This window comes from Rhodanobacter sp. MP7CTX1 (genome assembly GCF_014205795.1).
Taxonomy (GTDB): domain Bacteria; phylum Pseudomonadota; class Gammaproteobacteria; order Xanthomonadales; family Rhodanobacteraceae; genus Rhodanobacter.
The window spans coordinates 444790-469023 of the sequence record NZ_JACHCN010000002.1; the positions used below are offsets into that span (position 1 = coordinate 444790).

The 24234-nt window shown below is 63.7% G+C and carries 25 protein-coding genes and 1 other RNA gene; 17 read left to right on the forward strand and 9 right to left on the reverse strand.

The window, feature by feature from the left end:
* Nucleotides 1-6: 6 nt before the first annotated feature.
* The 9 genes from rdgB to cydX all read left to right on the forward strand — a co-directional run bounded on the left by rdgB (nucleotide 7) and on the right by cydX (nucleotide 9642).
* Entirely contained in the window at nucleotides 7-606 is a 600-nt protein-coding gene (gene rdgB / locus HDE77_RS04555) for an RdgB/HAM1 family non-canonical purine NTP pyrophosphatase (RefSeq protein WP_184415964.1), read from the forward strand.
* Complete coding sequence (hemW, locus tag HDE77_RS04560) at nucleotides 603-1769, forward strand: radical SAM family heme chaperone HemW (protein ID WP_184415965.1); 1167 nt, start codon at nucleotides 603-605, stop codon at nucleotides 1767-1769. Before rdgB ends, hemW begins: the two co-directional genes overlap by 4 nt.
* An 81-nt stretch (nucleotides 1770-1850) precedes the next feature.
* Entirely contained in the window at nucleotides 1851-4388 is a 2538-nt protein-coding gene (locus HDE77_RS04565) for a DUF1631 family protein (protein WP_184415966.1), read from the forward strand.
* Complete coding sequence (locus HDE77_RS04570) at nucleotides 4385-4744, forward strand: PilZ domain-containing protein (RefSeq protein ID WP_184415967.1); 360 nt, start codon at nucleotides 4385-4387, stop codon at nucleotides 4742-4744. The genes HDE77_RS04565 and HDE77_RS04570 overlap by 4 nt, the downstream gene beginning before the upstream one ends.
* A gap of 202 nt (nucleotides 4745-4946) precedes the next feature.
* Nucleotides 4947-6263, forward strand: coding sequence for a Xaa-Pro dipeptidase (gene pepQ / locus HDE77_RS04575; RefSeq protein WP_184415968.1), 1317 nt, complete (start codon nucleotides 4947-4949; stop codon nucleotides 6261-6263).
* Between the two features lie 159 nt (nucleotides 6264-6422).
* The gene (gene cydP / locus HDE77_RS04580; RefSeq protein WP_184415969.1) at nucleotides 6423-6653 is read left to right on the forward strand and encodes a cytochrome oxidase putative small subunit CydP; all 231 of its coding nucleotides are present in this window, start codon (nucleotides 6423-6425) and stop codon (nucleotides 6651-6653) included.
* A complete protein-coding gene (locus tag HDE77_RS04585; protein WP_184415970.1) occupies nucleotides 6650-8215 on the forward strand; it encodes a cytochrome ubiquinol oxidase subunit I in 1566 nt (521 codons plus the stop codon). The genes cydP and HDE77_RS04585 overlap by 4 nt, the downstream gene beginning before the upstream one ends.
* A gap of 10 nt (nucleotides 8216-8225) precedes the next feature.
* Nucleotides 8226-9356, forward strand: a complete 1131-nt coding sequence (gene cydB / locus HDE77_RS04590; RefSeq protein WP_184415971.1) for a cytochrome d ubiquinol oxidase subunit II — start codon at nucleotides 8226-8228, stop codon at nucleotides 9354-9356.
* Between the two features lie 145 nt (nucleotides 9357-9501).
* A complete protein-coding gene (gene cydX / locus HDE77_RS04595) occupies nucleotides 9502-9642 on the forward strand; it encodes a cytochrome bd-I oxidase subunit CydX (protein ID WP_184415972.1) in 141 nt (46 codons plus the stop codon).
* A 10-nt stretch (nucleotides 9643-9652) separates the two neighbouring features.
* Here cydX and HDE77_RS04600 read toward each other — a convergent pair whose 3' ends face one another.
* A complete protein-coding gene (locus tag HDE77_RS04600) occupies nucleotides 9653-10993 on the reverse strand; it encodes an aminopeptidase P N-terminal domain-containing protein (protein WP_255482534.1) in 1341 nt (446 codons plus the stop codon).
* Nucleotides 10990-11553: a UPF0149 family protein gene (locus HDE77_RS04605; protein ID WP_184415974.1), complete on the reverse strand. Its 564-nt coding sequence runs from the start codon at nucleotides 11551-11553 to the stop codon at nucleotides 10990-10992. Before HDE77_RS04605 ends, HDE77_RS04600 begins: the two co-directional genes overlap by 4 nt.
* Nucleotides 11554-11665: 112 nt before the next feature.
* On the opposite strand from HDE77_RS04605, the gene HDE77_RS04610 reads away from it, so the two are divergent.
* The 6 genes from HDE77_RS04610 to rpiA all read left to right on the forward strand — a co-directional run bounded on the left by HDE77_RS04610 (nucleotide 11666) and on the right by rpiA (nucleotide 14548).
* On the forward strand, nucleotides 11666-11905 hold the full coding sequence (locus HDE77_RS04610; RefSeq protein ID WP_184415975.1) for a TIGR02449 family protein: 240 nt from the start codon (nucleotides 11666-11668) through the stop codon (nucleotides 11903-11905).
* The gene (gene zapA / locus HDE77_RS04615) at nucleotides 11905-12219 is read left to right on the forward strand and encodes a cell division protein ZapA (RefSeq protein ID WP_184415976.1); all 315 of its coding nucleotides are present in this window, start codon (nucleotides 11905-11907) and stop codon (nucleotides 12217-12219) included. Before HDE77_RS04610 ends, zapA begins: the two co-directional genes overlap by 1 nt.
* 132 nt (nucleotides 12220-12351) lie before the next feature.
* A non-coding RNA gene (gene ssrS / locus HDE77_RS04620) (6S RNA) lies at nucleotides 12352-12538 on the forward strand.
* 101 nt (nucleotides 12539-12639) lie between these two features.
* Entirely contained in the window at nucleotides 12640-13260 is a 621-nt protein-coding gene (locus HDE77_RS04625) for a 5-formyltetrahydrofolate cyclo-ligase (RefSeq protein WP_184416031.1), read from the forward strand.
* A complete protein-coding gene (locus HDE77_RS04630; RefSeq protein WP_184415977.1) occupies nucleotides 13257-13751 on the forward strand; it encodes an EVE domain-containing protein in 495 nt (164 codons plus the stop codon). Before HDE77_RS04625 ends, HDE77_RS04630 begins: the two co-directional genes overlap by 4 nt.
* Before the next feature lie 155 nt (nucleotides 13752-13906).
* Nucleotides 13907-14548: a ribose-5-phosphate isomerase RpiA gene (rpiA, locus tag HDE77_RS04635; protein ID WP_184416032.1), complete on the forward strand. Its 642-nt coding sequence runs from the start codon at nucleotides 13907-13909 to the stop codon at nucleotides 14546-14548.
* Nucleotides 14549-14660: 112 nt separating this feature from the next.
* Here the strand turns inward: rpiA and HDE77_RS04640 are convergent, their stop codons facing one another.
* The 5 genes from HDE77_RS04640 to HDE77_RS04660 all read right to left on the reverse strand — a co-directional run bounded on the left by HDE77_RS04640 (nucleotide 14661) and on the right by HDE77_RS04660 (nucleotide 20323).
* Nucleotides 14661-16559 (reverse strand): chloride channel protein, encoded by a 1899-nt coding sequence (locus HDE77_RS04640; RefSeq protein WP_255482535.1) that lies wholly within the window; start codon nucleotides 16557-16559, stop codon nucleotides 14661-14663.
* Nucleotides 16560-16685: 126 nt separating this feature from the next.
* Complete coding sequence (locus HDE77_RS04645) at nucleotides 16686-17444, reverse strand: glycosyltransferase family 2 protein (RefSeq protein WP_184415978.1); 759 nt, start codon at nucleotides 17442-17444, stop codon at nucleotides 16686-16688.
* Nucleotides 17434-18711 carry an O-antigen ligase family protein gene (locus tag HDE77_RS04650; protein WP_184415979.1) on the reverse strand — a complete coding sequence of 426 codons (1278 nt, stop codon included), beginning with the start codon at nucleotides 18709-18711 and terminating at the stop codon, nucleotides 17434-17436. The genes HDE77_RS04645 and HDE77_RS04650 overlap by 11 nt, the downstream gene beginning before the upstream one ends.
* Nucleotides 18712-18909: 198 nt before the next feature.
* Nucleotides 18910-20034, reverse strand: a complete 1125-nt coding sequence (locus HDE77_RS04655) for a glycosyltransferase (RefSeq protein WP_184415980.1) — start codon at nucleotides 20032-20034, stop codon at nucleotides 18910-18912.
* A 79-nt stretch (nucleotides 20035-20113) separates the two neighbouring features.
* Nucleotides 20114-20323 carry a zinc-finger domain-containing protein gene (locus HDE77_RS04660; protein ID WP_184415981.1) on the reverse strand — a complete coding sequence of 70 codons (210 nt, stop codon included), beginning with the start codon at nucleotides 20321-20323 and terminating at the stop codon, nucleotides 20114-20116.
* Nucleotides 20324-20511: 188 nt separating this feature from the next.
* Here HDE77_RS04660 and HDE77_RS04665 point away from each other — a divergent pair, with 188 nt between their 5' ends.
* On the forward strand, nucleotides 20512-21762 hold the full coding sequence (locus tag HDE77_RS04665; protein ID WP_184415982.1) for a Yip1 family protein: 1251 nt from the start codon (nucleotides 20512-20514) through the stop codon (nucleotides 21760-21762).
* A 93-nt stretch (nucleotides 21763-21855) separates the two neighbouring features.
* Here HDE77_RS04665 and HDE77_RS04670 read toward each other — a convergent pair whose 3' ends face one another.
* Together HDE77_RS04670 and HDE77_RS04675 are read right to left on the reverse strand one after the other, a co-directional pair.
* Nucleotides 21856-22434 carry a YceI family protein gene (locus HDE77_RS04670; protein ID WP_184415983.1) on the reverse strand — a complete coding sequence of 193 codons (579 nt, stop codon included), beginning with the start codon at nucleotides 22432-22434 and terminating at the stop codon, nucleotides 21856-21858.
* Between the two features lie 66 nt (nucleotides 22435-22500).
* Nucleotides 22501-23094, reverse strand: coding sequence for a malonic semialdehyde reductase (locus HDE77_RS04675; protein WP_184415984.1), 594 nt, complete (start codon nucleotides 23092-23094; stop codon nucleotides 22501-22503).
* Nucleotides 23095-23231: 137 nt separating this feature from the next.
* On the opposite strand from HDE77_RS04675, the gene HDE77_RS04680 reads away from it, so the two are divergent.
* Nucleotides 23232-24218, forward strand: coding sequence for a mitochondrial fission ELM1 family protein (locus HDE77_RS04680; RefSeq protein WP_184415985.1), 987 nt, complete (start codon nucleotides 23232-23234; stop codon nucleotides 24216-24218).
* Nucleotides 24219-24234 lie beyond the last annotated feature (16 nt).

The following is a 24234-nucleotide window of genomic DNA, read 5'->3' on the forward strand; positions in this document are numbered from 1 at the left end:
CGGTTTATGCAACGCATTGTTCTCGCCAGCAGCAACCCGGGCAAACTCGTCGAATTCAACGAGATGCTCGCCGACAGCGGTTTCGAAGTGATCAGCCAGGGCAGCCTGGGTATCGGGGATGCCGAGGAAACCGGCCTGACTTTCGTCGAGAATGCCCTGCTCAAGGCGCGCCACGCCGCGCTCGCGAGCGGCCTGCCGGCGCTGGCGGACGACTCGGGCTTGTGCGTGGACCATCTACACGGCGCGCCAGGCCTGTACTCGGCGCGCTATAGCGGCGGCCATGGCGACGATGCTGCCAACAACGCAAAACTGCTGCGCGACCTGGATGGAGTGCCGCCCGGGCAACGCGGCGCGTTTTTCATCTGCGTGCTGGTCTTGCTGCATCGTGCCGATGACCCTGCCCCGCTGATCGCCGAAGGGCGCTGGTACGGAAGCATCTTGGACGAGGGTCGGGGGACCGGCGGCTTCGGCTACAACCCGGTATTCCTGCCCGAGGGCCGCAGCGAGAGCGTCGCCGAGATGGATGCCGCCCTGAAGAACCGGCTCAGCCATCGCGGCCAGGCGCTGGCGAAGCTACATGCGCAACTGGCCGAGCGACAGCCGTGAGCCTTCTCGCGCCGCCGCTGTCGCTGTATGTGCACATGCCATGGTGCGTGAAGAAGTGCCCCTATTGCGACTTCAATTCGCACGGCGTGCGCAGCGAGCCGCCGCCGTATGACGCCTATACCGACTTGCTGCTGGCCGACCTGGATGCCGATCTGGTCGACTTCGGCGCGGCCGTGCAGGGCCGTCCCATCATCAGCGTGTTTTTCGGGGGCGGCACGCCAAGCCTGTTCGCCCCTGAGCTGATCGAGCGTTTCCTCGACGGCGCACGCGCACGGTTGCCGTTCGTCGACGATTGCGAGATCACACTGGAGACGAATCCGGGCACCGTCGAGCATGGCCGTTTCGACGGCTATCTGGCGGCCGGAGTCAACCGCATTTCGTTTGGCGTGCAGAGTTTCGACGACGACAAGCTGCGTCGCCTGGGCCGCATCCATTCCGCCGTGGAAGCGGAAGCAGCGGTGAAGTCAGCCCAGGATGCCGGTTACACAAACATCAACCTCGACCTGATGTATGCGCTGCCGCAGCAGTTGCTGGATGGCGCGCTGGCCGACGTGGAACGCGCGATCGCGCTGCAGCCGACCCATGTTTCGCATTATCAGCTGACGCTGGAACCGAACACCGCATTCGCGGCCAACCCGCCGCCGCTGCCCGATGACGATCACGCCTGGGCGATGCAGGAAGCCTGCGAGCAGCGCCTCGCCGCAGCCGGCTACGGCCAGTACGAGATCTCCGCCTACGCGCAGCCCGGCCGCCGCTGCGTGCACAACCTCAATTACTGGCGCTTCGGCGACTACCTCGGCATCGGGGCCGGCGCGCACGGCAAATGGAGCGACGTGGGTGACGGCCAGGTGCACAGACGCTGGAAAACCCGCCTGCCCCGCGCCTATATGGAGGCCAGAGGGGGCCCGGCGCGGATCGGTGGCGATAGCCTGGTCAGCGCAGCCGAGCTGCCATTCGAGTACATGCTGAACGCGTTGCGCCTGGTCGACGGGGTGCCGCTAGCCGACTTCAGCGAGCGCACCGGGCTGCCGCCCGGGCGCATTGCCGCAATGCTGGCTGCCGCCCGTAAGCGAGGCTGGCTGCGGGAAGGCCCGCACCAACTGCATACCACCCCCCTGGGTCAGCGTTTTCTCAACGACGTGATTGCCAGCTTTCTGGATTGAATACGCTTATCCGTAGAGCCATGGCATGATCGTGACAACCGGCATAAACTCAAGCCTCCAGGGGATCAACAGGGTTCGTTCATGGATGTCGGACAGGATCGACGTCGTTCGCTTGCGTCGCATCAGGCCGCGCGCCTCAGCAGCGGACGCTGGCCTGCACGCGCGCAGCAATTGCTTGAGGCGAGCTTTACCCTATGCGCGGAAGGCCTGCACGAACCGTTACGGCGATGCCTGAGCGAGTTCGAGCGTGAACTATTTACCCTGGCCGAGCGCACGCACCGGCACACCGAGCAGCAGGATTGCTTCGCCAGCCGGCAACGCGTGCTGCAGGATCGCACCGTGCTGGAGCAGCAATTCATCGCCCAGGTCGGCGCCGCGTTCAACAACATCGACACCGCTACCGCCAGATCAGAGGCACCGGCCGAGGCCAAGGCATGGCAATCGCTGGAGTTGCTCGATCCCGTAAAACAAGAGCTGACGATAGCCTTGAGCCAGCTGGGCACGCGTGGCGAAGTGCGTCACAGCAACGCGCTATACGAACTGGGTTACCGGCTCGCCGTGCTGGTGGGAGCACCGCCACTGGAGGCCGAATCGTTGCCGCTGGGACCGCATGCCCTGGCGCAGGCGTTTCACCAGGCCAGCAGCGCACTGGATCTGCCGCTGGAGCACTATCTGCTCCTGCTGCAAAGTTTCGACCACTGGCTGATCCAGGCGCTGGCCCCGATCTACGACACCATCAACGCGCAATTGCAGGCCGACGGGATCCTGCCGCAGCTGCGCAGCATTCCGGTGCCGCGCCATGTCAGCAATCGGCCACACGTTGCCACGGCAGCCGAAGTAGCTGCCGCCGCCGCGACGGCGGCGGAACCAGCGCGCCACGCCAGTTCGGCCGGTGCGCCACCAGACGCCCCCATCCAGGTGCTGGAATCGCTTCGCGACCTGTTGGCGCAGCGACGTGCCGATCAGGGCATGGTCAGCGGTCAGCCAGCCGGGCGTGCCGCCAGCCCCGATGAACTGCAGGCCGCGCTGAGCGCACTGCAAGACCATCTGGCACAGGTCACCGATCATGCCAGCCGCGAGCTGCGCAGCGCCCAGCGGTTGCGCGAAGAGCTGCTGACGCAGCTCAATATCGGCAACCCCAGTGGCGCACCGCGCACCCAGCTGAGCGATGTACAGGGCGACACCGTGGAGCTGGTCGCGATGCTGTTCGAGCAGCTCGGCCAGCAACTGCAGCAGAGTGGCAGTGCACGCGCCTTGCTCGGCGACCTGCAGCTGCCTGTCTTGCGCATGGCGATCGCCGACCATGGATTCTTCGAGAAGCCCGAGCATCCGGCGCGAAAGCTGCTGGACACTGTCACCGGGGCCGCCAACGACTGGCTCGATGGCAGCGACGACGAGATCAATCGCCCCTTGGCGATCAAGCTCGAACAACTGGTCGCGCGCGCCAGCAAGGAACCGCCAAGTACCGGCCTGTATACGAGCCTGCTGGCCGATATCGAACATCATCTGGCACTGCTCACACGTAAGGCGCAAGCCGCCGAGCGCCGTCACGTGGAGGCCGCACAGGGTCGTGAGCGGCTGGATCAGGCGCGTCGGCGAGCCAGCGAACTGATGGCTGAGCGCTTTGCGCAATCACCGCCGCGTGGCCTGCTGCGCGCCCTGCTCGATCGGGCCTGGTCGGATGTGTTGGCGTTGACCTTGCTGCGTCATGGCGAGGACAGCGATGACTTCAGGGCGCAGCTGGCCATCACTGATCAGTTGCTCGGCCGGTTGCCGGTAGCCGACCGTCTGCAGTTGCAAGTGGACGTAGAAAACGGCCTGCAGCAGATCGGCATGCATGCCGAGGAATCGGTACAGGTCGCGCAGCGGCTGCTTGGCTCGGAAAATCCCGATCCATCAGTAGTGCTGCCGAGCGCCACCGATCTCGCGCTACGCCTGAAACAGCACCAGCGATTGGGCGAGCACGCGGGCCAGGAGCCGGTCGCTGCACCTGCACCTGCACCTGCATCTGCACCTGCACCTGCACCTGCACCTGCATCTGCATCTGCATCTGCATCTGCCTCTGCACCTGCTTCTGCCTCTGCTTCTGCCTCTGCGCCTGCTTCTGCTTCTGCACCTGCTTCTGCGCCTGCTTCTGCTTCTGCACCTGCACCTGCCTCTGCTTCTGCAACTGTCCCTAAACCTACCTCTGCGGCACCTACTGCTGCACCTACTTCTACGCCGGCATCTGCCCCTGCATCTCCGTCGGCATCCGCACCATCGCCGTCGCGAACGCCAGTCGCCAGCCCTCGCGCACGGCGCATCGAGCAGCATTTGCGCGAGTTGCCGTTTGGCAGCTGGTTCGAATTTGTCGATCCGACCACCGGGCTACTTGTTCAGCGCAAGCTGGCCTGGTATTCGCCGATGTCCGGCCGCTGCCTGCTGGTCAGTCGACGCGGCCAGCGCGGCGAGGAAATGAATCTGATGCAGCTGGCCCAGGAGATCGCCAGCGGCCGCGCGTGTGAAATGCCCACGCAGCGCGAGAGTCTGCTCGATCGCGCCTGGCGCAGCCTGACCGGCAACCTGCGTCAGCCGGTGGCCGCGCCGCGTCCGACCCCACAGGAATCCGATCGCCGATGAACCCGCCCGACAAAGCCAGCAATCAGCGTCGCGCCGAGCGCAAGCGCGCTACCTTCACCGCGATCGTGACCGATGTGATCAGCGGTCAGCCGATGGGGCACCTGGGCAACCTTTCCAGCACCGGCATGCTGTTGATCAGTGCGAACGAGCCACGCAGCGAAGCGCTCTACCAGGTAAGCCTGCCCCTGCCGTCGTCGGGCCGCCTGCTGACCCAGTCGCAACCGATCGAGGTGGGCATCCAGGAACAATGGCATGAGCCCGCCGCCAGTCCCGGACAGATCTGGGCCGGTTACCGGATCGTGGCAATCAGCGATGCCGACGCAGCCCGACTCGACAGCTGGCTGGCGCAGGCCTGAGCGCCTCTTCATAATTGCCTGACCGCGGGTGGTAGGAGCGCACCCTGTGCGCGAAGCCTACGGAGCGATGACGCCATAACGACGGCGCGCCGAAGATGCATCGCGCACAGGGTGCGCTCCTACAGATCGTTCCCATTGCTCGCGTTGTCGAATCCACCGCAGCGTGCTGCACGATTCGGCGCCCCGCCCCGCAGGAATCCTCATGCACCAATCACTCGCTTCGCTCTATCCACAGCACTTTTCCACCCTGCTAAAACGCGCGGACAACGCACTCGCGCTGGGCGGTTTCGAGCACCTGCTGATTGCCGCCGGCACGCCGCTGCGCAAGTTTCTGGATGATCAGGACTATCCGTTCGTGGTCAGTCCGCACTTCAAGCACTGGCTGCCGCTGACCGATGCGCCGGGCAGCTGGATCGCCTACACGCCTGGCAGCAAGCCGAAGCTGATCTTCCTGCAGCCGCGCGACTACTGGCACGTAGTGCCACAGGCGCCGCAGGGTTACTGGGTCGAACATTTCGACATCGTGATCGTGCGCAACGCCGCCGAGGCGGTGGCGCAACTGCCCGCCGGCAACCGCGCGGTGATCGCTGCCGCCTGCCCCACACAGGAAGGTGTCGAAGCGAACAACCCGGCTGCGGTGCTCGACTACCTGCACTGGTATCGCAGCTACAAGACACCGTACGAGCTGGAGCTGATGCGCGAAGCCAGCCGCATCGGCACTCGCGCGCATCGCGCCGCCGCACAGGCGTTCCACGCCGGCGCCAGCGAGCTGGCCATCCAGCAGGCCTATCTCGCCGCCGCCGGACAAACCGATGCCGAGTTGCCGTACGCGAATATCGTGGGCTTGAACGAACACTGCGCGGTGCTGCACTACACCAACTTCGACCGCAAGCCACCGACGCATGGCCGCTCGTTCCTGATCGATGCCGGTGCCAGCGCGGCCGGTTACGCCAGCGACATCACGCGCACCTACGCCGCTGCGAATGGCGGCGAATTCCAGGCACTGATCGACAGCGTCGACGCTGCCCAGCAAGGTTTCGTCAGCAAGGTGCGCGCGGGGCAGAGTTACCCCGATCTGCATATCCATGCCCATCACGTGCTCGCGGGCGTGCTGCGCGAACATGGCTTCATCCGGATGAGCGAAGAGAGTGCCGTGGCGTCCGGCGTGACTGCCGTGTTCTTCCCGCACGGACTTGGCCATCCTATCGGCCTGCAGGTGCACGACGTCGCTGGCTTCCAGCAGAGCGAATGCGGCGGCACCATCGCACGCCCGGCCGGCCATCCCTATCTACGCATGACGCGCGCGCTGGAACCGGGCATGGTGGTGACGATCGAGCCCGGCCTGTACTTCATCGACATGCTGCTGGAAGAGCTGAAAGCGAAGCCGCAGGCGGGCGAGGTCGACTGGGCCAGGGTCGATCACTTCCGTCAATACGGTGGCATCCGCATTGAGGACGACGTGGTATGCACCGACGGTGCACCGGAGAACCTTACGCGGGATGCGTTCGGGCTGGCCTAAGCCGGTTGTCGCAAAGGCGGCGGAATCGCTGCTGCCTGCTTTGGCGCCAAGCCACCGCCGCGGCGTAGCTGCGGCGATCCGCCACTGTGACGTTCCTCCACACTCACACAACACCTGGGCGGCGTATGCTTGCGAACAGCTACCGCAAGGATCCGCCGTATGCCCAGCTCCGCGGTCACCCAACCTCCGACAGAAATGGCCAGCACGCCGCGCCGACCGCTGCGCAGACTGACGCTTGAATTATTCGGCGTCATCGCGCTCAAGATCGTGCTGCTGATGCTGATCTGGTGGTTGCTGTTCGCGCCACAGCCGAAACCCGATACCAGCCCGCAGGCGATCGCACATCTGCTGGCACCCACATCCCAAACGCCACCCGCAGGTCACCCATGATCATCGATGCCGATGTCGTCACGCTGTCACGCCTGCAATTTGCGCTGACCGCGCTTTACCACTTTCTGTTCGTGCCACTGACGCTGGGACTCGTGTGGATCCTGGCGATCATGGAGAGCGTCTATGTGATGACCGGGCGCGAAGTATGGAAGCGAATGGTGCAGTTCTGGGGCGTGCTGTTCGGCATCAACTTCGCGATGGGCGTAGCCACCGGTGTGACCATGGAGTTCCAGTTCGGCATGAACTGGGCGTACTACTCGCATTATGTCGGCGACATTTTCGGCGCGCCGCTGGCGATCGAAGGCTTGATGGCGTTCTTCCTCGAAGCGACGCTGGTTGGCGTGTTTTTCATGGGCTGGGATCGCATCTCGCGAATCAAACATCTGCTGGTGACATGGTTTCTCGCACTGGCCACCAGTCTGTCGGCACTGTGGATCCTGATTGCGAACGCGTGGATGCAGCACCCGGTCGGTGCCGCGTTCAACCCGCAGACCATGCGCATGGAAGTGACCTCGTTCTCCGAGGTGCTGTTCAACCCGGTCGCACAGGACAAGTTCGTGCACACGGTGAGCGCGGGCTACGTGATGGGCTCGATGTTCGTGCTGTCGATCAGCGCCTGGTACCTGTTGCGCGGGCGCAATATCGATTTCGCGAAACGCTCGATGACCGTGGCGGCGAGTTTCGGATTGGCCGCGGCGTTGTCCGTGGTGGTGCTTGGCGATGCATCGGGCTACGCCGTTTCGCTGAACCAGAAGATGAAAATGGCTTCGATCGAAGCGATGTGGCATACCGAACCCGCGCCGGCGTCGTTCACGCTGGTCGGCATTCCCGACATAAAGGATCGCACGACCCTGGGTGCAGTCCGCATTCCCTGGGTGATGGGATTGATCGGCACCCACTCGCTGGACGAGAAGATACCGGGCATCGATGAACTGGTGGGCGTCGCCAAGGGGCGCATCGTCCAGGGCATCGCGGCGTACGACGCGATGCTTGCGTTGCGCCAGGACAAGAACAACGCGCAGGCCAAGGCGACACTCGCTGCCCACGACGCCGACCTGGGCTACGCACTCCTGCTCAAACGCTATGTCGATGATCCACGTCAGGCTACGCCGGCGGATATCCAGAAAGCAGCCGACAGCACCATCCCGAATGTGCCCGTACTGTTCTGGGCATTCCGCATCATGGTCGGCTGCGGCTTCTACTTCATCGCACTGTTCGCGCTGTCGTTCTGGAAGGCCAGCACGCGCCAGCTGGACAGCCAGCGCTGGTATCTGCGACTCGCGCTATGGAGTCTGCCGCTGCCGTGGCTGGCCATTGAACTGGGCTGGATCGTTGCCGAATACGGACGCCAGCCTTGGGCGATCGAAGGTGTCTTGCCCACCGCACTGGGCGTGTCGTCGGTGAGTGCCGGCCAGGTGCTGACGTCACTCGGCGGCTTCATGTTGTTTTACACCGCGCTGGCCATCGTCGACGTGACTCTGATGCTCAAGTTCACGCGCAAGGGACCCGATGGCCTGGGCATTTGGCCGTCCATCGACCCATCCACCACAGCCGGTCATTGAGGATCTCACCATGCTCGACTACACCACGCTGCGGGTGATCTGGTGGGCCCTGCTCGGCACGCTGCTGATCGGCTTCGCCATCATGGACGGCTTCGATTTCGGAGTCGCCGGGCTGCTCAAGGTCCTGGGTCGCGACAATGAGGAACGTCTGGTGCTGCTGGAAGGCATCGAGCCCACCTGGGAGGGCAACCAGGTGTGGTTCATCCTTGCCGGTGGCGCCACGTTCGCGGCATGGCCGATGCTCTATGCGGTATCTTTTTCCGGCATGTATTTTGCGATCGCACTGGTCTTGCTTGCCTTCATCCTGCGCCCAGTCGGCTTCAATTTCCGCGGCAAGATCCATGACCCGCGCTGGGCTTCGTTGTGGGACTGGGTGCTCACCGGCTCCGGGCTGGTGGTGATGCTGGTGTCCGGCGTCGCGTTCGGCAACCTGTTCCTCGGGGTACCGTTTCAGTTTGACGATGACCTGCGCATGAGCTGGCATGGCGGCTTCTTCGAACTGCTGCATCCGTTCGCGCTGTTGACCGGGCTGGTGTCGCTGAGCATGCTGCTGGCGCATGGCGCCTGCTGGGCTGCGCTGAAGGCCGACCACACGATTGCCGTGCGCGCAGTGAAAGTCGCCCGCTGGATGACGCTGATTTACGCCGCGCTCTATGTGCTGGCCGGTGTCTGGGTGGCCTACGGCATTCCCGGTTATGCGGTGGCCGGGCCGGTGGTGATGGATGGTGTTTCCAATCCGTTGTACAAGCAGGTGGCTCAGGGCGGCAGCTGGTTTGCCAGCTACATGCAATACCCGTGGTTCTGGGCCGCACCATTGCTCGCACTGGTTTCCGCGGTCGGTGTGCAACTGTTGATCAGCCGACGCAGCGTCTCCGCCTTTATCGCCAGCAGCCTGATGGTGGGCAGCACGATCGCGTCGGCCGGTTTCGCCCTGTTTCCATTCCTGCTGCCGTCCAGCCTCGACCCTCGTTCCAGCCTCACTGTGTGGGACGCTTCCTCAAGTCGTGGCACGTTGCAGACGATGCTGGTGGTTACCGCCGTGCTGCTGCCGATCATCATCCTCTACACCAGCTGGGTCTACCGGGTGATGCGCGGACGAGTCACGCTGGAACAGATACGCAAGGCGCACGGCGGCTATTAATTTTTCTGTAGGAGCACACCCTGTGCGCGATGCCTTTCGCAGGATCGCCAAGAGCATCGGGCACAGGGTGCGCTCCTACAACAATGTACTCGGCGCTCTTTGGTTTTCTTGCAACCGCTTCTACACCGACACGAGGTAAGCCGGCATGTGGTATTTCTCATGGATTCTGGGGCTGGGTCTGGCCTGCGCCTTCGCCATCCTGAATGCGATGTGGTACGAGGTGCACGCCACCGACGAGGCGAATCTCCGCCGCGCTGATTCACAGCTGCCGGATGAATTGAGCTGACCCAGGGGGACTAGCGTGCGGCCAGCAGCGCCTCGATTTCATCGGCGTCTCTGGGTACCGCAGCAGTGAGCACCTCGTTGCCGTCGCGGGTGACCACCACGTCATCCTCAATGCGGATGCCGATACCGCGCCAGCGCTCTGCCACCGTTCGATCGTCCGGCGCCACATACAGGCCCGGCTCCACCGTCAGCACCATGTCCGGCTCCAGCAGGCGCGATTCGCCATCAAGGCGGTAGTCGCCGACATCGTGCACATCCAGGCCCAGCCAATGGCCGGTCTTGGCCGGAAAGAAACGTTGATAGCTGCCATCGGCAATCGCCGCATCGGCATCGCCCTTGAGCAGGCCGAGCTGGCATAGACCTTCGGCGAGCACCCGTACGGCTGCCAGATGGGCAGCATTGAATGGCTGACCGGGGCGCACCTCGTCGATCGCGGCCAGCTGTGCAGCCAGCACCACTTCGTATAGCGCGCGCTGCTCGCGACTATAACGGCCGTTGAGCGGAAACGTGCGGCTGATGTCGGACGCATAGCAATCAAGTTCTGCACCGGCATCGATAAGCAACAGGTCGCCTGTGTTGAGCGGCGCGCGATTGGCCTGGTAGTGCATCACGCAGGCGTTCGCGCCGCCGGCGATGATCGGCGGAAACGCCGGCACCGCGCCGCGGCCGCGGATCACCCGCAGCAATTCCGCTTCGACCTCATACTCGTGACGTCCCGGGGTCGCCACCTGCAGTGCCGCAAGGTGCGCCTCGACCGCAATCGCGGCTGATGCCCGCATCAGCTTCAGCTCGGCGCGCGACTTGTACAGCCGCAAGTCGTGCAGCAGATGGCCGAGCGCGACGAATTCCTTCGGTACCACGCCGCCGCCACGCAGCTGACGCAAGCGACGCATCCAGCCAAGCAGTTGTGCATCGAACTCCGGCTCGCGGCCGAAGTGGCAATATACACGGCCACGACCTTCGATCATGCCGGGCAGGATGTCGTCGATGTCCTCGATCGGAAACGCGTCGTCCATGCCGTACTCGGCCACCGCTCGCTCGGTGCCAATCGACTGGCCATGCCAGCGTTCACGCGCGGGATCGCGCTCGCGGCAAAACAACACGACCTCACCATGCCGGCGACCGGGCAGCAGCGCCAGTACCGCATCAGGCTCGGGAAAGCCGCCCAGATAGTGAAAATCCGAATCCTGCCGGTACGGCCATGCCGCATCGGCATTGCGCATGCGCTCGGTCGCCGCTGCGACCAGCAGCACGGCATCTTCGCCGGCCATTTGCATCAGCTGATGGCGCCGCCGCGCGAACTCCTCTCGTGAGATCGCCAACGCCGCCAACGCCGGTGCCGTCGGAATCAATGCAGGCTGCCGCTGGCGGGCTTCCCGTGCGCGGTGCATTCGGTGTGCAACAACATCGCGCCGACCCGCACGAACTCCTGCACTTCGATCAAGGCGTCCTCGTCTTCCGTTTCACTGCCGAAGTCAAAGGACGATCCGGCGATCGTGCCCAGGTCGCGCAGGATCTCCTGCGCCTCGTCCGACAACTGCGCATGCGCCGACGTGCCGGCGAGTCCGAAGCCGCCAAGAAATCCACGGCACCAGTCAACCATCGCCTCGGCCCGCTCGGTCAACGGACGGTCATCTTCCGGCAGCAACGGCTCAAACCCGAGTTCAGGGTCGGCCAGTTCGGTTTCGCATTGTTTGGCCAGGCGCTCTAGCTGCGCCTGATCATCCGGTGTCGGGTTGGTGGCTTCCCCGTCGAGTTGCAATGCGGCCAGCACCGACGTGCCCCGCAAGGAGCCGCCACCGGCCAGGTAGCCGCACAGCGAACCGTGCAGTTCGCTGGCTTCGGTGCCCAGTCGCAAGCGCATGATCAGCGCATCGATATCGTCATGGCCCATAAGCCCGTTAGCCGTCATGGCGGTGCTCCAGCAAGGAATAGCCGCCAGTTTAGTGCAGATGTCGGGAGGGGCATCGGTTACTGGCTGCGACAGCGCTGACTTCCGCCAACGTCCTGCTATAGTTTCTCGCATGAGCGTGCCCGATCCCATCCAGTCCGACCATGTCCATCAAGAGCTGGCCGCGTTGGCGCAGCAGCTTGACCGGCTGCTCGATACCGTGCGCCGGCTCACCGAAGAAAACCGCAGCCTACGCCAGAGCCAGGAGCAACTATCCGGTGAACGGGCCGGCCTGCTGGCGCGCAACGAGCAGGCACGCAGCCGGGTCGAGGCGATGATCCAACGACTCAAATCGCTTGAGAGCAACGGTTGATGAATACACCTGTCAGTGAACCGGTCGCGCTGCGACTGATCGACCGCGAATTCCTGATCGCCTGCGCGCCGGAAGAACGCGCCGGTCTGCTTGAAGCAGCCGGCTTCCTCGACCGCAAGATGCGCGAACTGCGCGCAAACGCGAAGGCGCCCAGCTTCGAACGGCTGGCGGTGCTGACTGCCATCAGCGTCACGCATGAATTCCTTGCACTGCGCAAGCAGCACGATGGCCAGGAACGACGTCTGAGCGACGGTCTCGCAGCATTGCGTAGCAAGCTGGATGCCGCGCTCGATAGCGATTTGCTGAAGCGCTGAATCCTGTCGGTATTACTCCAAGCGTAGGCACACTGCAAGCGCTGAACACCCGATACAAACACGTTGCCGATGAACCTGAGCAGTCCATCCCCAGTGGCACATTTCGGGGCAAGCGCCTAAAATGGATCTCGGCGTCTTCTGCGATGTTCGCCAGCACACTCTTACATTTGCCTTGTTCCTAAATACGGCCCCGGGTCGGCTTCACATCGGCTGTTGTGCATGTCCGCCACGTGCGGAAAGCCTTGAGGCCATGTAGCTCTCCCACCTGATCCATCTTGGATCAAGGTCGTTCGGTGTGCAGCGGCATCGCGGTTTACGCCACTTCATTTCCGGGCCGGCTGCCGTCATCTGACGGTAGCCGGGATCGGTCGCTCGCAGCGACGTCCGCCGGGCGCGCTTTCGATGGGAGACGCGCGACACGTGGACGCCACCGCCGAACGACGCGAGCTTCGCCAGAGTCTGGCCGAGCGCCGCCGCGCACTGACCCCGCCCGAACGCATGGCCGCTGCACAAGGCCTGCGCCGCAGCCTGGAGCAGCTGCCCGAATACCTTACCGACAGCCGCGTTGCGGGTTACTGGGCCAGTCACGGCGAGCTTCCGTTGAATCTGGTGATCCCGCCGCTGGCCGCACGTGGCCAGCAGTTCCTGTTGCCGGTTATCGGCAAGTGTCAGCGACTGCAATTCGCGCCATGGCAATCCGGCGACGATGTGCAACCGAATCGGTACGGCATCCCCGAGCCGGTCGAGCCGACCGAACTGTTCGAGCCGTTCCAGCTCGACCTGGTGCTGGTGCCGCTGCTCGGTTTCGATCGTCGCGGCCATCGACTCGGGCACGGCGGCGGTTACTACGACCGCAGCTTCGCTTTCCTCAAGGATCAGGTGCGCCCGACCGAACCGCTGTTGGTCGGCATCGCCTACGCATTCCAGGAACTGCCGCAGATCGAGGCCGCAAAGTGGGACGTCGCGCTCGACTTCATTGCCACCGATCGTGAGTTGATCGATTGCAACGCGAATGATCCTGGCTACGAGGCGAATGCATGACTGGCTCCAAAAAAACCGACCTCGCCAAATCCGCGACCGTCAATTACTGGCTGATGAAATCCGAACCCGAGGCGTTCTCGATCGACGACCTCAAGCGCAAGCGCCGCGAAGCATGGGACGGCGTGCGCAACTACCAGGCGCGCAACTTCATGCGTGACGACATGCGCCCGGGCGATCAGGTTTTCTTCTACCACTCCAACTGCGCCACACCCGGCATCGTTGGCATCGCCGAAGTCGCCACGGATGCCTATCCGGATCCCAGTCAGTTCGACCATGACAGCAAATATTTCGACCCCGGCAGCTCGCGCGATCAGCCGCGCTGGATGCTGGTCGACGTGAAGTTCGTCAAGAAGCTGAAGCGCACGATCAGCCTGGACGAACTCAAGGGCGACGCCGCTCTGGCCGAGATGCCTTTGCTGCGCAAGGGCAACCGACTATCGGTCATGCCGGTAGCTGCTGCGGACTGGCAGTACATCCTCGGTCTGGAATAAACACCTCAAATTACCGCCTCTCCCCTTTGGGGAGAGGGTTGGGGTGAGGGGCGGGTGCTCGCCCAGAAGTTGATCGACCGCCGGGCTGCGCTTCAGTGCTCGCCCAGAACCCGAGCCACCGCCATAATGCGACATCCATTCAACACGGAATCCGCATGAACAGCGTCAACGAAAAACGCCAGGCCGGTGAGGCCGCGATCCGCTACGTCGAAGACGGCGCCATTGTCGGCGTCGGCACCGGCTCCACCGTGGCATTCTTCATCGACGCGCTGGCTGATCTGAAGGACCGCATCCAGGGTGCCGTATCCAGCTCGGAGCAATCCACCGCGCAGCTGAAGAAGCTCGGCATTCCGGTCCTCGACCTCAACGCCGCCGGCCCGCTGACGATCTACATCGACGGTGCCGACGAGTGCGATCCGCACAAGCGTCTGATCAAGGGCGGCGGCGCTGCGCTGACCCGCGAGAAGATCGTCGCCGCGGCCAGTCAGAAGTTCGTCTGCATCATCGATTCCAGCAAGCGGGTCGAGCTGCTCGGCAAGTTTCCGGTGCCGATCGAGGTGATCCCGATGGCCCGCAGCCTGATCGGCCGCGAGATCGTCAAGCGTGGCGGCCAGCCGGTGTGGCGCGACGGCGTGATCACCGACAACGGCAACTGGATCATCGACGTGCACGGCTGGCAGATTACCGACCCGGCGGCGCTGGAAAGCGATCTCAACCAGGTGCCGGGCATCGTTACGGTGGGCCTGTTCGCGCGGCGCCCAGCGGATGTGGTGTTGATCGGCGACCACGAGATGTAATCACGTTGGCGTAGGTGGGGTGAGCGGAGCGAAGCCCAACGTCTTTGCGGGATGGCTGAGGGTCTTGTTGGGCATCGCTCCGCTCACCCCAACCTACCGCCGCACGTAACGATCAGGTGCCGAGCGGACGCTTCCTGACGCGTCCCTTGCTGAAATGCAGATAGCGGCCGGCCTGGCGCGCCTCCTGCAGACGCTGGCCGTGCGCGGCGAGGATATCGCCGCGGGTAAGAATGCCGACCAGCACGTGCGGTGCCTCATCACCCACCACGATCAGGCGGCCCACGTTCTGCGCCACCATGTGATCGGCCGCCTCGCGCAGCGAATGGCTTTCCTTCACCACGATCGGCTCACGCAACATGAGCTCGCCCAAAGTCAGCGTGTACGACCATTGCGGATCCAGCAGCGTGCGGCGAGTCAGCACACCACGCACGTGCCCCTCATCGTCGATCACCGGATAACCCTGGTGCTGCATGTCGGGCAGACCCTCGTTGAACCAGCGGCGCACCTCGGCCAGCGTCTGCGTGGTCCGCAGTGTCACCACGGTGCGAGTGCAGGCATCGCGCACCACTACCTGGTCCAGATAGTCGGCTGCGTACTCGGCCGGCACGCGCACGCCGCGCCGGACGATCTTCTCGGTCATGATGGTATTGCGCATCAGCAGCGCGGAAATCAGATACGCCGCTGTGCAACCGCCGAGCAAGGGCAACAGACCGGCAGGCTGCCCGGTGGTCTCGAACGCAAACACCACCGCCGTGAGCAGCGCACGCGCGGAACCGGCAAAGATCGCCGCCATACCGACCAGGGCGGCAATCCGAGGGTCGATGCCGAACTGCGGCGCCAGCATGGCGATGCCCATGCCGATCAACGCACCGAGCGCACCACCAATGGTGAACAGCGGCGCCAACGTACCGCCGGACGTGCCGCTACCCAGCGCAATCGACCACGACAGGAATTTCATCACGCACAGGAACGCGAGCGCCTGCAGCGTGAGCTGGCCGGTGACGATGTTCTCGATATTGCTGTAGCCCACGCCCAGTGTGAGCGGCGCGACATAGCCGATCGCGCCCACCGCGACACCGCCGATCGCCGGCCACCACATCCAGTGGATCGGCAGCTTCTCGAACACATCCTCGATGCCGTAGACGATGCGCGTCACGCCGACGCTGATCAAGCCGAGCAATGCACCGATGACCACGTAGGAAAGCAGCGCCAGGCCGCCAGGCGTGGCCAGCATCGGCATCGCGAATACCGGCGCCGAACCCACGGTCGCATAGCGCACGCCGGTCGCTGCCACTGTCGCCAGCGCCACCGGAATCAACGAGCGCGGACGCAGCTCAAACAACAACAGCTCGATCGCCAGTACCACGGCAGCGACGGGTGAACCGAACACCGCCGCCATGCCCGCCGCCGCGCCGGCCGCCAGCAGCACTTTGCGCTCCGCGCCAGTCACATGCAGCATCTGACCAACAAACGAGCCAAGCGCGCCGCCGGTGGCGATAATTGGGCCTTCCGCGCCGAACGGGCCACCGGTGCCGATGGCGATCGCCGAGGAAATCGGCTTCAGGAACGTGATCCGCGGCGGAATCTTCGACTCGTTGAGCAGCACCTGCTCCATCGCTTCGGGAATGCCGTGACCACGGATCGCGCGCGAACCCCAGCGTGCCATCGCACCCACGATCAGGCCGCCGACCACCGGCACCACAATCACCCAGAGCCCCAGATGGTTATCGGCCGGCGAGCTGAACGTCGTCGACAAGCGTCCGTAGAATGCCAGATTCGTCACCAGCCCGATCAACGCCGTGAGCAGCCGCGCGATGAAGGCAGCCGCAACACCCAGCAGCACCGCCACCACCGTGATGAGCAACACGCGACGATCCACCAGGGTGGAGCGTCGCGGCATGCGCGCCGCATCCAGCGTCACACCCAGCGAGGGCGACAGCGGCAAGGCATCGGTGCTGCCTTCCAGGCGCACGCCCGGAGGCGCTGCCTGCTTTTGCGTTTCGGAAATCATCGGCTTACCGCGAGGCAAAGCGGCAATGTTACGCCGCCGGTGTTGATAACCGAAGAGCCGGAATACGCCACCGACCCGCGATCCGCCTCGCGATTTTTCCGCGAATCACGATCGTGCGCATCAAGATCAGGGTGTTTTCCGGCGACGTGCCTCGTGCAGCTTGGCGTACTTCAGAAAGGCATAGAACGCGCCGGTGGCACTGGCGATGAAGCCGGCCCAGCCGTTCAGGAAATAGCGTTTGCCGATGTATTGGCGCAGAAAGAACAGCGGCGGGTAGAACACCATGCGTAGCCCGGTGAAGCCTTGCCGCTTGCGCAACTTGTGCGCCACCATGGCGCTGGTATACCGATTGATCTTCTCCATTCGGGTGGCGATGTCCACATCACCATGATTGATGAAGTCGGCGCGATGCAGCGTCCTGACCGGGCCGCGCACTTCGACTGCCGCATGCACTTCGACGTTGTTCATGCGGCCACGGCGCCTGTCGAACAACCGCAGCAGCGCGTTGCGCCTTCCCCAACGGTGCTGCACGGTCCAGAACAGCCATTCTCGTCGGGGCAATCGGTATCCCGCATAGCGAGGCGCCACCAACGCGTTCTCGATCACCTCACGCGTCCCTGGCGACAAAGTTTCATCAGCATCCAGATTGAGTATCCAATCGTGAGCGGCGAGATCGTAGGCGCGCTGCTTCTGCAAACCGAAGTCGTCAAATGGATGCACGGCGACGCGTGCCCCATAGCGCTTGGCGATCGCCACGGTGTCGTCGGTTGAGCCGGAATCCAACACCACGATCTCATCGGCCCAGCTAACCTCGCGCAGGCAGGCATCCAATGTGGCGGCGTTGTTATAGGTGATCACCACCACCGAAAGTAATTCACGCGCCATTTGTAGCTCCCGATGAATCTTCCGATGGTCCGACGTAGAGCGCCGCGCACCAAAGGCCCAACAGCCAGCCGAACAGCAGACCCCACCAAGCCGAATAGAAGGCCAGATGGCTATTCAATGGAAAGATCATTACCGCCAGCGCAATCGTTACCGGAAATGCCCGCGTCCGTGCGGCGGCCCCCACACTGCGCCAGGCCCTCACTGCCAGTGCCGTTGCGACAAGCCATAACAACAAGCCGATCGTTCCGGTTTCGGTGAGGATTTCCAGTACCAGCTGATGGGGGTGACAGGCACCCTCACCCTCACCACAAGACTCGGCGACCAGGAAGTGGTCGTTCGCCGGCGCGAAATGTGGATACGCATAACGGAAGCCGCGCACGCCGACACCGGTGATCGGGTGTGACGCGAACATCTCGACGCTCGCGTGCCAGATGTCCAGACGACCGGTGAGTGCGGTATCGAGGGACTGACTGGTCCCGTGCAAGGCCAGCAGGGTGCGATCCATCCGTTGCTGGAAGCGCCCGGAGGTTTCCCAGGCGATCCCACCGGCGAGCACCATCAGCACCGCACCGATCGCGCAGAATCCGGCAAAGCGCAGCGGCGATTTCGCCTCGCGCCACATGAATCCCAACGCCACCAGCGCGTAACACAACCACGCCGCACGCGAGCCTGCCAGCAACACCGGCCCCAGCATCAGCACGAACGCGAGCAGCAAACCCGGCAAGCCCCAACGCCGCCGCGCTGCCCACAGTGCAAACGGCGACAACACGGCCAAGGTCGGCCCCAGCTTGAGATCAGCGCCAAAGATGCCAGAGAGGTACTCGGCGTGAGCATGGCCGCCCAGGCTCCAGCCGGTCAGCATCTGCAACCACGCGTCCGCCGTCCACAGCGCCAGTACCAGTGCCACGGCCACATACAGCGCCTGCAGCTTGCTGTCGCGGCGAATCGCAAAGCACGCGTACAGGCCCAGCGGCACATAGCGCAGTAGCGCGACCACCGTGCCCCAGCTTTTACCCGGTGCGATCGAGCCGAACGCCGACAGCAGAGCCGCGCCGACATAGGCGGCCAGCAACCACAGCAGCAAACGCGCGCCGGGGTGCTCCTGCAGTGCCTGTGGTTGTCGGGCAAACAGCAGGATCACGCCGATCAGGCACAGGAACGTGCCCAGCTCGGAGCTGCGCCCGAGTGGCAGCAACGCGATCACCAGCCAGAACGGCAACAGCGGCGAACGCAGTGCGGCCTTGAGCGAAGTGCCAAAAGAAGTCATGCATGGACCTGAGAGGAGGCGACCGCACATTGTGTAGGAGCGCACCCCGTGCGCGAAAGCCCGACGGAGCAACCTGCGTCGAGCCGTTGCCTTGAGACGATCTGGCTCGAGAGGGGCTGGATGGGGCTATCGCGAGTGAAGTCGCTCCCACGGGAGGCCTCGCTTCTTGCGCTACAGCGGGCGAACTCTGGCAGGCGCTCAGGCAGTCACTTCTTCGTACAGCGCCAGCGTCGCCTGCTGCATGTCAATCAATCGGTAACTCTGCAACGGCGAAATCGGCGGAGCCACCCGCAGCAACTCCGCGGCGCGCTCGACCAGCCGTTCGCGGTCGCCTGGTGGCACGCGGCCGGCGGGGTACAGCTCGGCAAGCAGTTCGCCGACGCCGCCATGGGCATAGCCAAGCACCGGCCGGCATAGCGACAACGCCTCGATCACGGTGCGGCCAAACGATTCGGGCTGGTTGGACAATTGCAGCACCAGCGTCGACACCGCATAGATGTCGTGGATATCGGCGCGTGGCGGCGTCAGTACGACCTGCGAGGTCACCCCACGCAGGCGGATCAGCTCGCGCAGCTCCTCCAGGTAAGCCTCGCGGCCTGGCTCGACCACGCCCAGCAGCAGCAGACGCGCCTCGACACCGCGACGTTTGAGATCGGCCAGCAACTCGATCGCATCGTGATGACCTTTCAGGCGCGTGCCGCGCCCGGGCAAGGTCAGCAACGGGCCACCGGTCAACTCCGGATACTCGGCAAAAAATGCCTTCTGCCACGCATCGTCCGGTCGGTGGCCGTACGGGAACGCGGCCGGATCGATCCCGCGCGGAATCACTCGTACCCTGGCCGGCTCCAGCCAGCGATAGTGGCTCAGCACGTAGTCGCGCATCGTCTGCGAGACGGCAATCACCCGCTCGCCACGCAGCAGGATGGCGCTGTAGCGCCCCGGCGAATTGAGACCGTGCACGGTGGTGATGAAATGCGGCCGACGTGCCATCCCCTTCAGCGCCCACCAGCCCAGCCAGGCCGGCAAGCGTGAGCGGGCATGCACGATGTCGGGCTTGAGCTCGCGCAGGACCCGGCGCAAGGCACCGAATTTGGTCAACGTGCGCAACGACTTGCTGCCGATGTCGAGCGTCACATGCTCGCTACCCTCGGCCTTCAATTGGTCGACCAGTCGCCCGCCGGCCGAGATCACCACCGAGCGATGGCCTGCCTGCACCAGCGCACGGGCGATTTCCAGCGCCGAGCGCTCCGCACCGCCCGAACGCAGCGCGGGGATCAGCTGGACCACGGTCAGCAGCTTGGTGGGAACGGCGATGCTGGACATGAGCTCTGGACTGGCGGTTTTCATTCAACCATATACAAGCAGAAATCGTGCCGCCTACCGCTCGCATGACGACAGATGGTCAGTCCCGCAGCACGTAATGGGCGCCACAGTAGGCGCAGGTTGACTCGCCGCCGTCATCGACGATCGGCAGATAGACCTTCGGGTGCGAATTCCACAGCTCCATCCCGGGCATCGGGCAGGACAATGGCAGGTCGGCGCGCGTCACTTCGTAACGATTTTCGGCATTTGCCGGCACCAGCGGCAGCGCCGCGGAAAGGGGACGCGACATGGTCGAACTCCAGACTGGACATCAGGCCGCAAATGGTAGCAGGCTGAGGCCTTCCGCCGGGGGTGCAAGGGAAAGCGGGAGCGCAGCGAGCGCGGTATCCAGCAGGCTGGCAGCGTGGGGAAATCACGAAAGAGACATGTCAATCCTCGACCGGGCGTCCTGCGCCAGGTCCACCGTAGGAGCAGACCATGGATTTCGGAAAAATCATCGAACGCGTCAAGGCGATCCTGACAACACCAAAGACCGAGTGGCCGGTCGTCGCGGCCGAGCCGGACACGGTACGCGGCCTCTATACCGGCTACATCGCGATCGTTGCCGTGCTGCCAGTCATTGCCCACTTCATCAAGAACAGCCTGATCGGCACCGGCGCATTCGGCATCACCGTGCGCATGCCGATCGGCATGGGCATCGTGGCCGTGGTGGTGCAATACGTGTTGGCCCTGGTCGTGGTTTATCTGCTGGCGCTGATCATCAACGCGCTGGCACCCACGTTTGGCGGACAGAAAGATCAGGTACAGGCGTTGAAGACCGTTGCTTATTCATGGACCGCGGGCTGGGTCGCCGGTATCGCCGTGATCTTGCCCTGGCTGGGCTGGCTGATCGCCATCGCCGGCGCAATCTACGGCATCTACCTGCTGTACCTGGGCCTGCCGGAAACCATGAAGTGCCCGCCGGACAAGGCCGGCGGCTATACCGCCGTCACCGTGATCATTGCGATCGTGCTCAGCTGGATCCTTTACCTGATTATCGCCAGCGTGATCGGCACCGCCGTGCTTACGGGCGCCGCCATGGGTGGCATGCACATTACCGGCAGCAACGGTGAGAGCGTCGTTGTCGATGGCAACGGCACGCTCGCCAAACTAGCCGCCATGAGTGCGGCCAGCAAACAGCTGAATGCCGCGCAGCCATCCAGCGCTGCTGCCGCCCAGCAGCTCGCGATGGGCAAGATGGTAGGCGCGATCGCCGGCGGCACCAGTGTCGAACCGCTATCCCTGGATCAGGTCAAAGGGTTCCTGCCTGACAGCCTTGGTGACTTGAAACGCACCAGCGTCTCCGCCCAGCGCAGCGGCGCGATGGGCATGCAGGTCGCCGATGCGACGGCCCAATACAGCGACAGCAACGGCCACGACATTACGCTGGAAGTCACCGATACCGGTGGCGCCAAGGGGCTGGTGGCGATGGCCAGCGCCATGGCGCCGGAAGAGGAAAAGCAGACCGATCACGGCTATGAGAAAACCCACACCGAGTCCGGCCGGCTGATCCACGAGGCTTGGGACACCCAGTCCAAGAGTGGCGAATTCAGCGTGATTGTCGGCCAGCGTTTCACCGTGAAGGCGACCGGCACGGCCGACGGCATTGATCAGCTGAAGCAGGCGGTCAGCAGTGTCGACCTTGCCAAACTGGAATCGATGAAGGACCAGGGCGTGACAAAAAACTGATGCGAAACAGTCCATGACGAACGGCCACATGAAAAGGCCGCGCTGTCGCCAGCGCGGCCTCTTTTTTGTCACCGATGCTGCGCCTTACGCGCCTTATTTGGCGACTTCGGCTTCCGTGGTGATCTGCAACTTGATCTCGTCACTGACGTACGGCACATAGGCCTTCACGCCGAAATCCGAACGGTTCAACGTACCGGTGGCATCGAACGCAATCGCCTGCACCTTGGCCATCGGGTGTACGCCCACCTTGTTGAGATGCGCGTTCAGCACCAGCGGCTTGGTCACACCGTGCACGGTCAGGTCACCGGTCACCTTGAAATTGCCGCCACCGAGCGACTGCACGCTGGTGCTCTTGAAGGTGGCTGCCGGGAACTTGCCCGCGTCGAAGAATTCCGCCGTCTGGAATTCATCGTTGAGCTTGGCGACATGCGTGTCGAAACCGGTGATCGGCAACGTCACGTCGATCGACGATTTCGCCGGATCCTTCTCGTCGAAAACCAGCGTGCCCTCGCCCAGCGCGGCAAAACCGCTCGGGTTGGAGAAGCCGAGATGGTTCCAGCCGAAGATCACATTCGTGTGGCTGGGATCGAGTTTGTAGGTCACCGGGGCGGCCTGAACCGACACGGCGGCGCCGAGCAGTCCGGCAAGAGCGAGATACTTCAGTGCACGCATGGGAGTGCCTCCTTGGGAATGATGGATACGGGGTTGCTTCGAACAATCTCTTTCAAGCTGACTTCTTCATGCAATCCGGCAGGCTTCGTCGAACGCCAACCGGGGGCCGCGCGCAAACAGGTCACGGCTGGCATCGCCGTAACCGATATTGATCAGGAAATTCGACTTGATCGGGGTGCCGGCAAAGAAGGCCGCATCCACGCCGGCATTGTCGAAACCGGACATCGGACCGCAATCGAGCCCGATAGCACGCGCGGCCATCAGCACATAGGCACCTTGCAGTGTCGCATTGCGAAACGCAGTAATGTCGATCAACGACTGATTGCCGACAAACCAGCTACGCGCATCAGCGTGCGGAAACAGCTTCGGCAAGTGCTCGTAAAACGCGTGGTCGCTGGCGATGATGGCGGTCACCGGCGCTGCCGTCGTCTTGGCCCGGTTGTTCTCCGACATGAACGGCGCAAGCTTCGCCTTCGCCTCTTGCGACTTCACGAACACCACGCGCATCGGCGAAGCGTTCGCACTGGTCGGGCCGAACTTCGCCAGTTCGTAGAGCTCGTGCAACTGTTCATCGCTGACGTCTTTTGGCAGCCATGCATTGAAGGTGCGGGCGTTGCGGAACAACTGATCAAGGCCGGCCTCGGAAAGCAACTCGCTCATGGGTATCCTCTGCTGCATTGACGCGCCGACAGTGGCGCCTGAATCTGCAAGTGTAATAGGTGTGCGCATGCCAACAGACGACGGCCCGGAGAACGAACTGTGTTAATCAGGGAAACAATGGCGAACCGCCCGCCATCATGCTGAAGCTGCACGGTGAGTGCTGGGCGATTACCGACAGCGCCGCCGGCAACCAGCGCCAGGCGTTGGCCCTGGCCGAGCGGCTGGGCCTGCCGGTGCGTCATCTGATCCTCGAGCCGCGTGCGCCCTGGTCGTGGTTTGCACCTCGGCTCAGCCTTGGCGGCCCTCTCGCGCTTACCGTCGCACAACGTGAATTGTTCGCTCCGCCGTGGCCCAGGGTGGCCGTAGGCTGCGGTCGCGCGGCGGCGTTGTTCACCCGTCAGCTGCGCGGGCTTTCCAACGGTGGTTGTTACACGGTGCAAATCCTGAATCCGCGCATCGATCCTGCACATTGGGACACCGTGATCGCACCACGTCACGACCGACTGAGCGGGCCCAATGTGCTGCAGCCGATCGGGTCGCTCAACGAGGTTGACGACGCCTGGCTGCAGGACGGCCGCGAGTCCTGCCCCATCCTTGCCGACTTGCCGCAACCGCGCGTCGGCGTGTTGCTCGGCGGCCCGCGCAAAGGCATTCCACTGAATGCCCATGTGGCGAAACAGCTGGCCAACCGGTTGCTCGAGGGTCAACGCCGTGACGGCGGCAGCCTGTTGATACTCGCCTCGCGTCGCACGCCGCCCGCCGTCATGGAGGTCATGCGCGAAACGTTCGGGGCCACCCCCGGCCTGATATGGGCCGACCACGGCGACGGACCCAACCCCTACCCCGGCGTGCTCGGCTGGGCCGATCGGCTCGTCGTCACCCCCGACTCCGTCAACATGCTGAGCGAAGCGTGCGCCGTCGGCTGCCCAGTGCATACCTTCGTCAGCGCGCCACTGCCGGAGAAGATTTTCCGCTTCCACCGCGTGTTACGCGACGCAGGCCTGCTGCATGATCTGGACGTCCAGTCGCCGGCATCCGTTGCGCCGCTGCGCGAAACCGCAGCCATCGCCGCCGAACTGCGGCAACGTATCCAGGCGCAACAAGCACGCCCTCTGTTGAGCTGATGGCTCCTGACAAGAA

Excerpts from the sequence above, each read along its gene's own strand:
- HDE77_RS04665 (WP_184415982.1), top strand. The coding sequence starts at position 20,512 with ATGGATTTCGGAAAAATCATCGAACGCGTCAAGGCGATCCTGACAACA.
- HDE77_RS04660 (WP_184415981.1), bottom strand. The coding sequence starts at position 20,323 with ATGTCGCGTCCCCTTTCCGCGGCGCTGCCGCTGGTGCCGGCAAATGCC.
- rdgB (WP_184415964.1), top strand. The coding sequence starts at position 7 with ATGCAACGCATTGTTCTCGCCAGCAGCAACCCGGGCAAACTCGTCGAA.
- HDE77_RS04565 (WP_184415966.1), top strand. The coding sequence starts at position 1,851 with ATGGATGTCGGACAGGATCGACGTCGTTCGCTTGCGTCGCATCAGGCC.
- cydP (WP_184415969.1), top strand. The coding sequence starts at position 6,423 with ATGCCCAGCTCCGCGGTCACCCAACCTCCGACAGAAATGGCCAGCACG.
- HDE77_RS04640 (WP_255482535.1), bottom strand. The coding sequence starts at position 16,559 with ATGATTTCCGAAACGCAAAAGCAGGCAGCGCCTCCGGGCGTGCGCCTG.
- rpiA (WP_184416032.1), top strand. The coding sequence starts at position 13,907 with ATGAACAGCGTCAACGAAAAACGCCAGGCCGGTGAGGCCGCGATCCGC.
- HDE77_RS04655 (WP_184415980.1), bottom strand. The coding sequence starts at position 20,034 with ATGTCCAGCATCGCCGTTCCCACCAAGCTGCTGACCGTGGTCCAGCTG.
- HDE77_RS04670 (WP_184415983.1), bottom strand. The coding sequence starts at position 22,434 with ATGCGTGCACTGAAGTATCTCGCTCTTGCCGGACTGCTCGGCGCCGCC.
- HDE77_RS04675 (WP_184415984.1), bottom strand. The coding sequence starts at position 23,094 with ATGAGCGAGTTGCTTTCCGAGGCCGGCCTTGATCAGTTGTTCCGCAAC.
- HDE77_RS04570 (WP_184415967.1), top strand. The coding sequence starts at position 4,385 with ATGAACCCGCCCGACAAAGCCAGCAATCAGCGTCGCGCCGAGCGCAAG.
- HDE77_RS04630 (WP_184415977.1), top strand. The coding sequence starts at position 13,257 with ATGACTGGCTCCAAAAAAACCGACCTCGCCAAATCCGCGACCGTCAAT.
- HDE77_RS04585 (WP_184415970.1), top strand. The coding sequence starts at position 6,650 with ATGATCATCGATGCCGATGTCGTCACGCTGTCACGCCTGCAATTTGCG.
- pepQ (WP_184415968.1), top strand. The coding sequence starts at position 4,947 with ATGCACCAATCACTCGCTTCGCTCTATCCACAGCACTTTTCCACCCTG.
- HDE77_RS04645 (WP_184415978.1), bottom strand. The coding sequence starts at position 17,444 with ATGGCGCGTGAATTACTTTCGGTGGTGGTGATCACCTATAACAACGCC.
- HDE77_RS04680 (WP_184415985.1), top strand. The coding sequence starts at position 23,232 with ATGCTGAAGCTGCACGGTGAGTGCTGGGCGATTACCGACAGCGCCGCC.
- HDE77_RS04650 (WP_184415979.1), bottom strand. The coding sequence starts at position 18,711 with ATGACTTCTTTTGGCACTTCGCTCAAGGCCGCACTGCGTTCGCCGCTG.
- cydX (WP_184415972.1), top strand. The coding sequence starts at position 9,502 with ATGTGGTATTTCTCATGGATTCTGGGGCTGGGTCTGGCCTGCGCCTTC.
- HDE77_RS04610 (WP_184415975.1), top strand. The coding sequence starts at position 11,666 with ATGAGCGTGCCCGATCCCATCCAGTCCGACCATGTCCATCAAGAGCTG.
- HDE77_RS04605 (WP_184415974.1), bottom strand. The coding sequence starts at position 11,553 with ATGACGGCTAACGGGCTTATGGGCCATGACGATATCGATGCGCTGATC.
- cydB (WP_184415971.1), top strand. The coding sequence starts at position 8,226 with ATGCTCGACTACACCACGCTGCGGGTGATCTGGTGGGCCCTGCTCGGC.
- zapA (WP_184415976.1), top strand. The coding sequence starts at position 11,905 with ATGAATACACCTGTCAGTGAACCGGTCGCGCTGCGACTGATCGACCGC.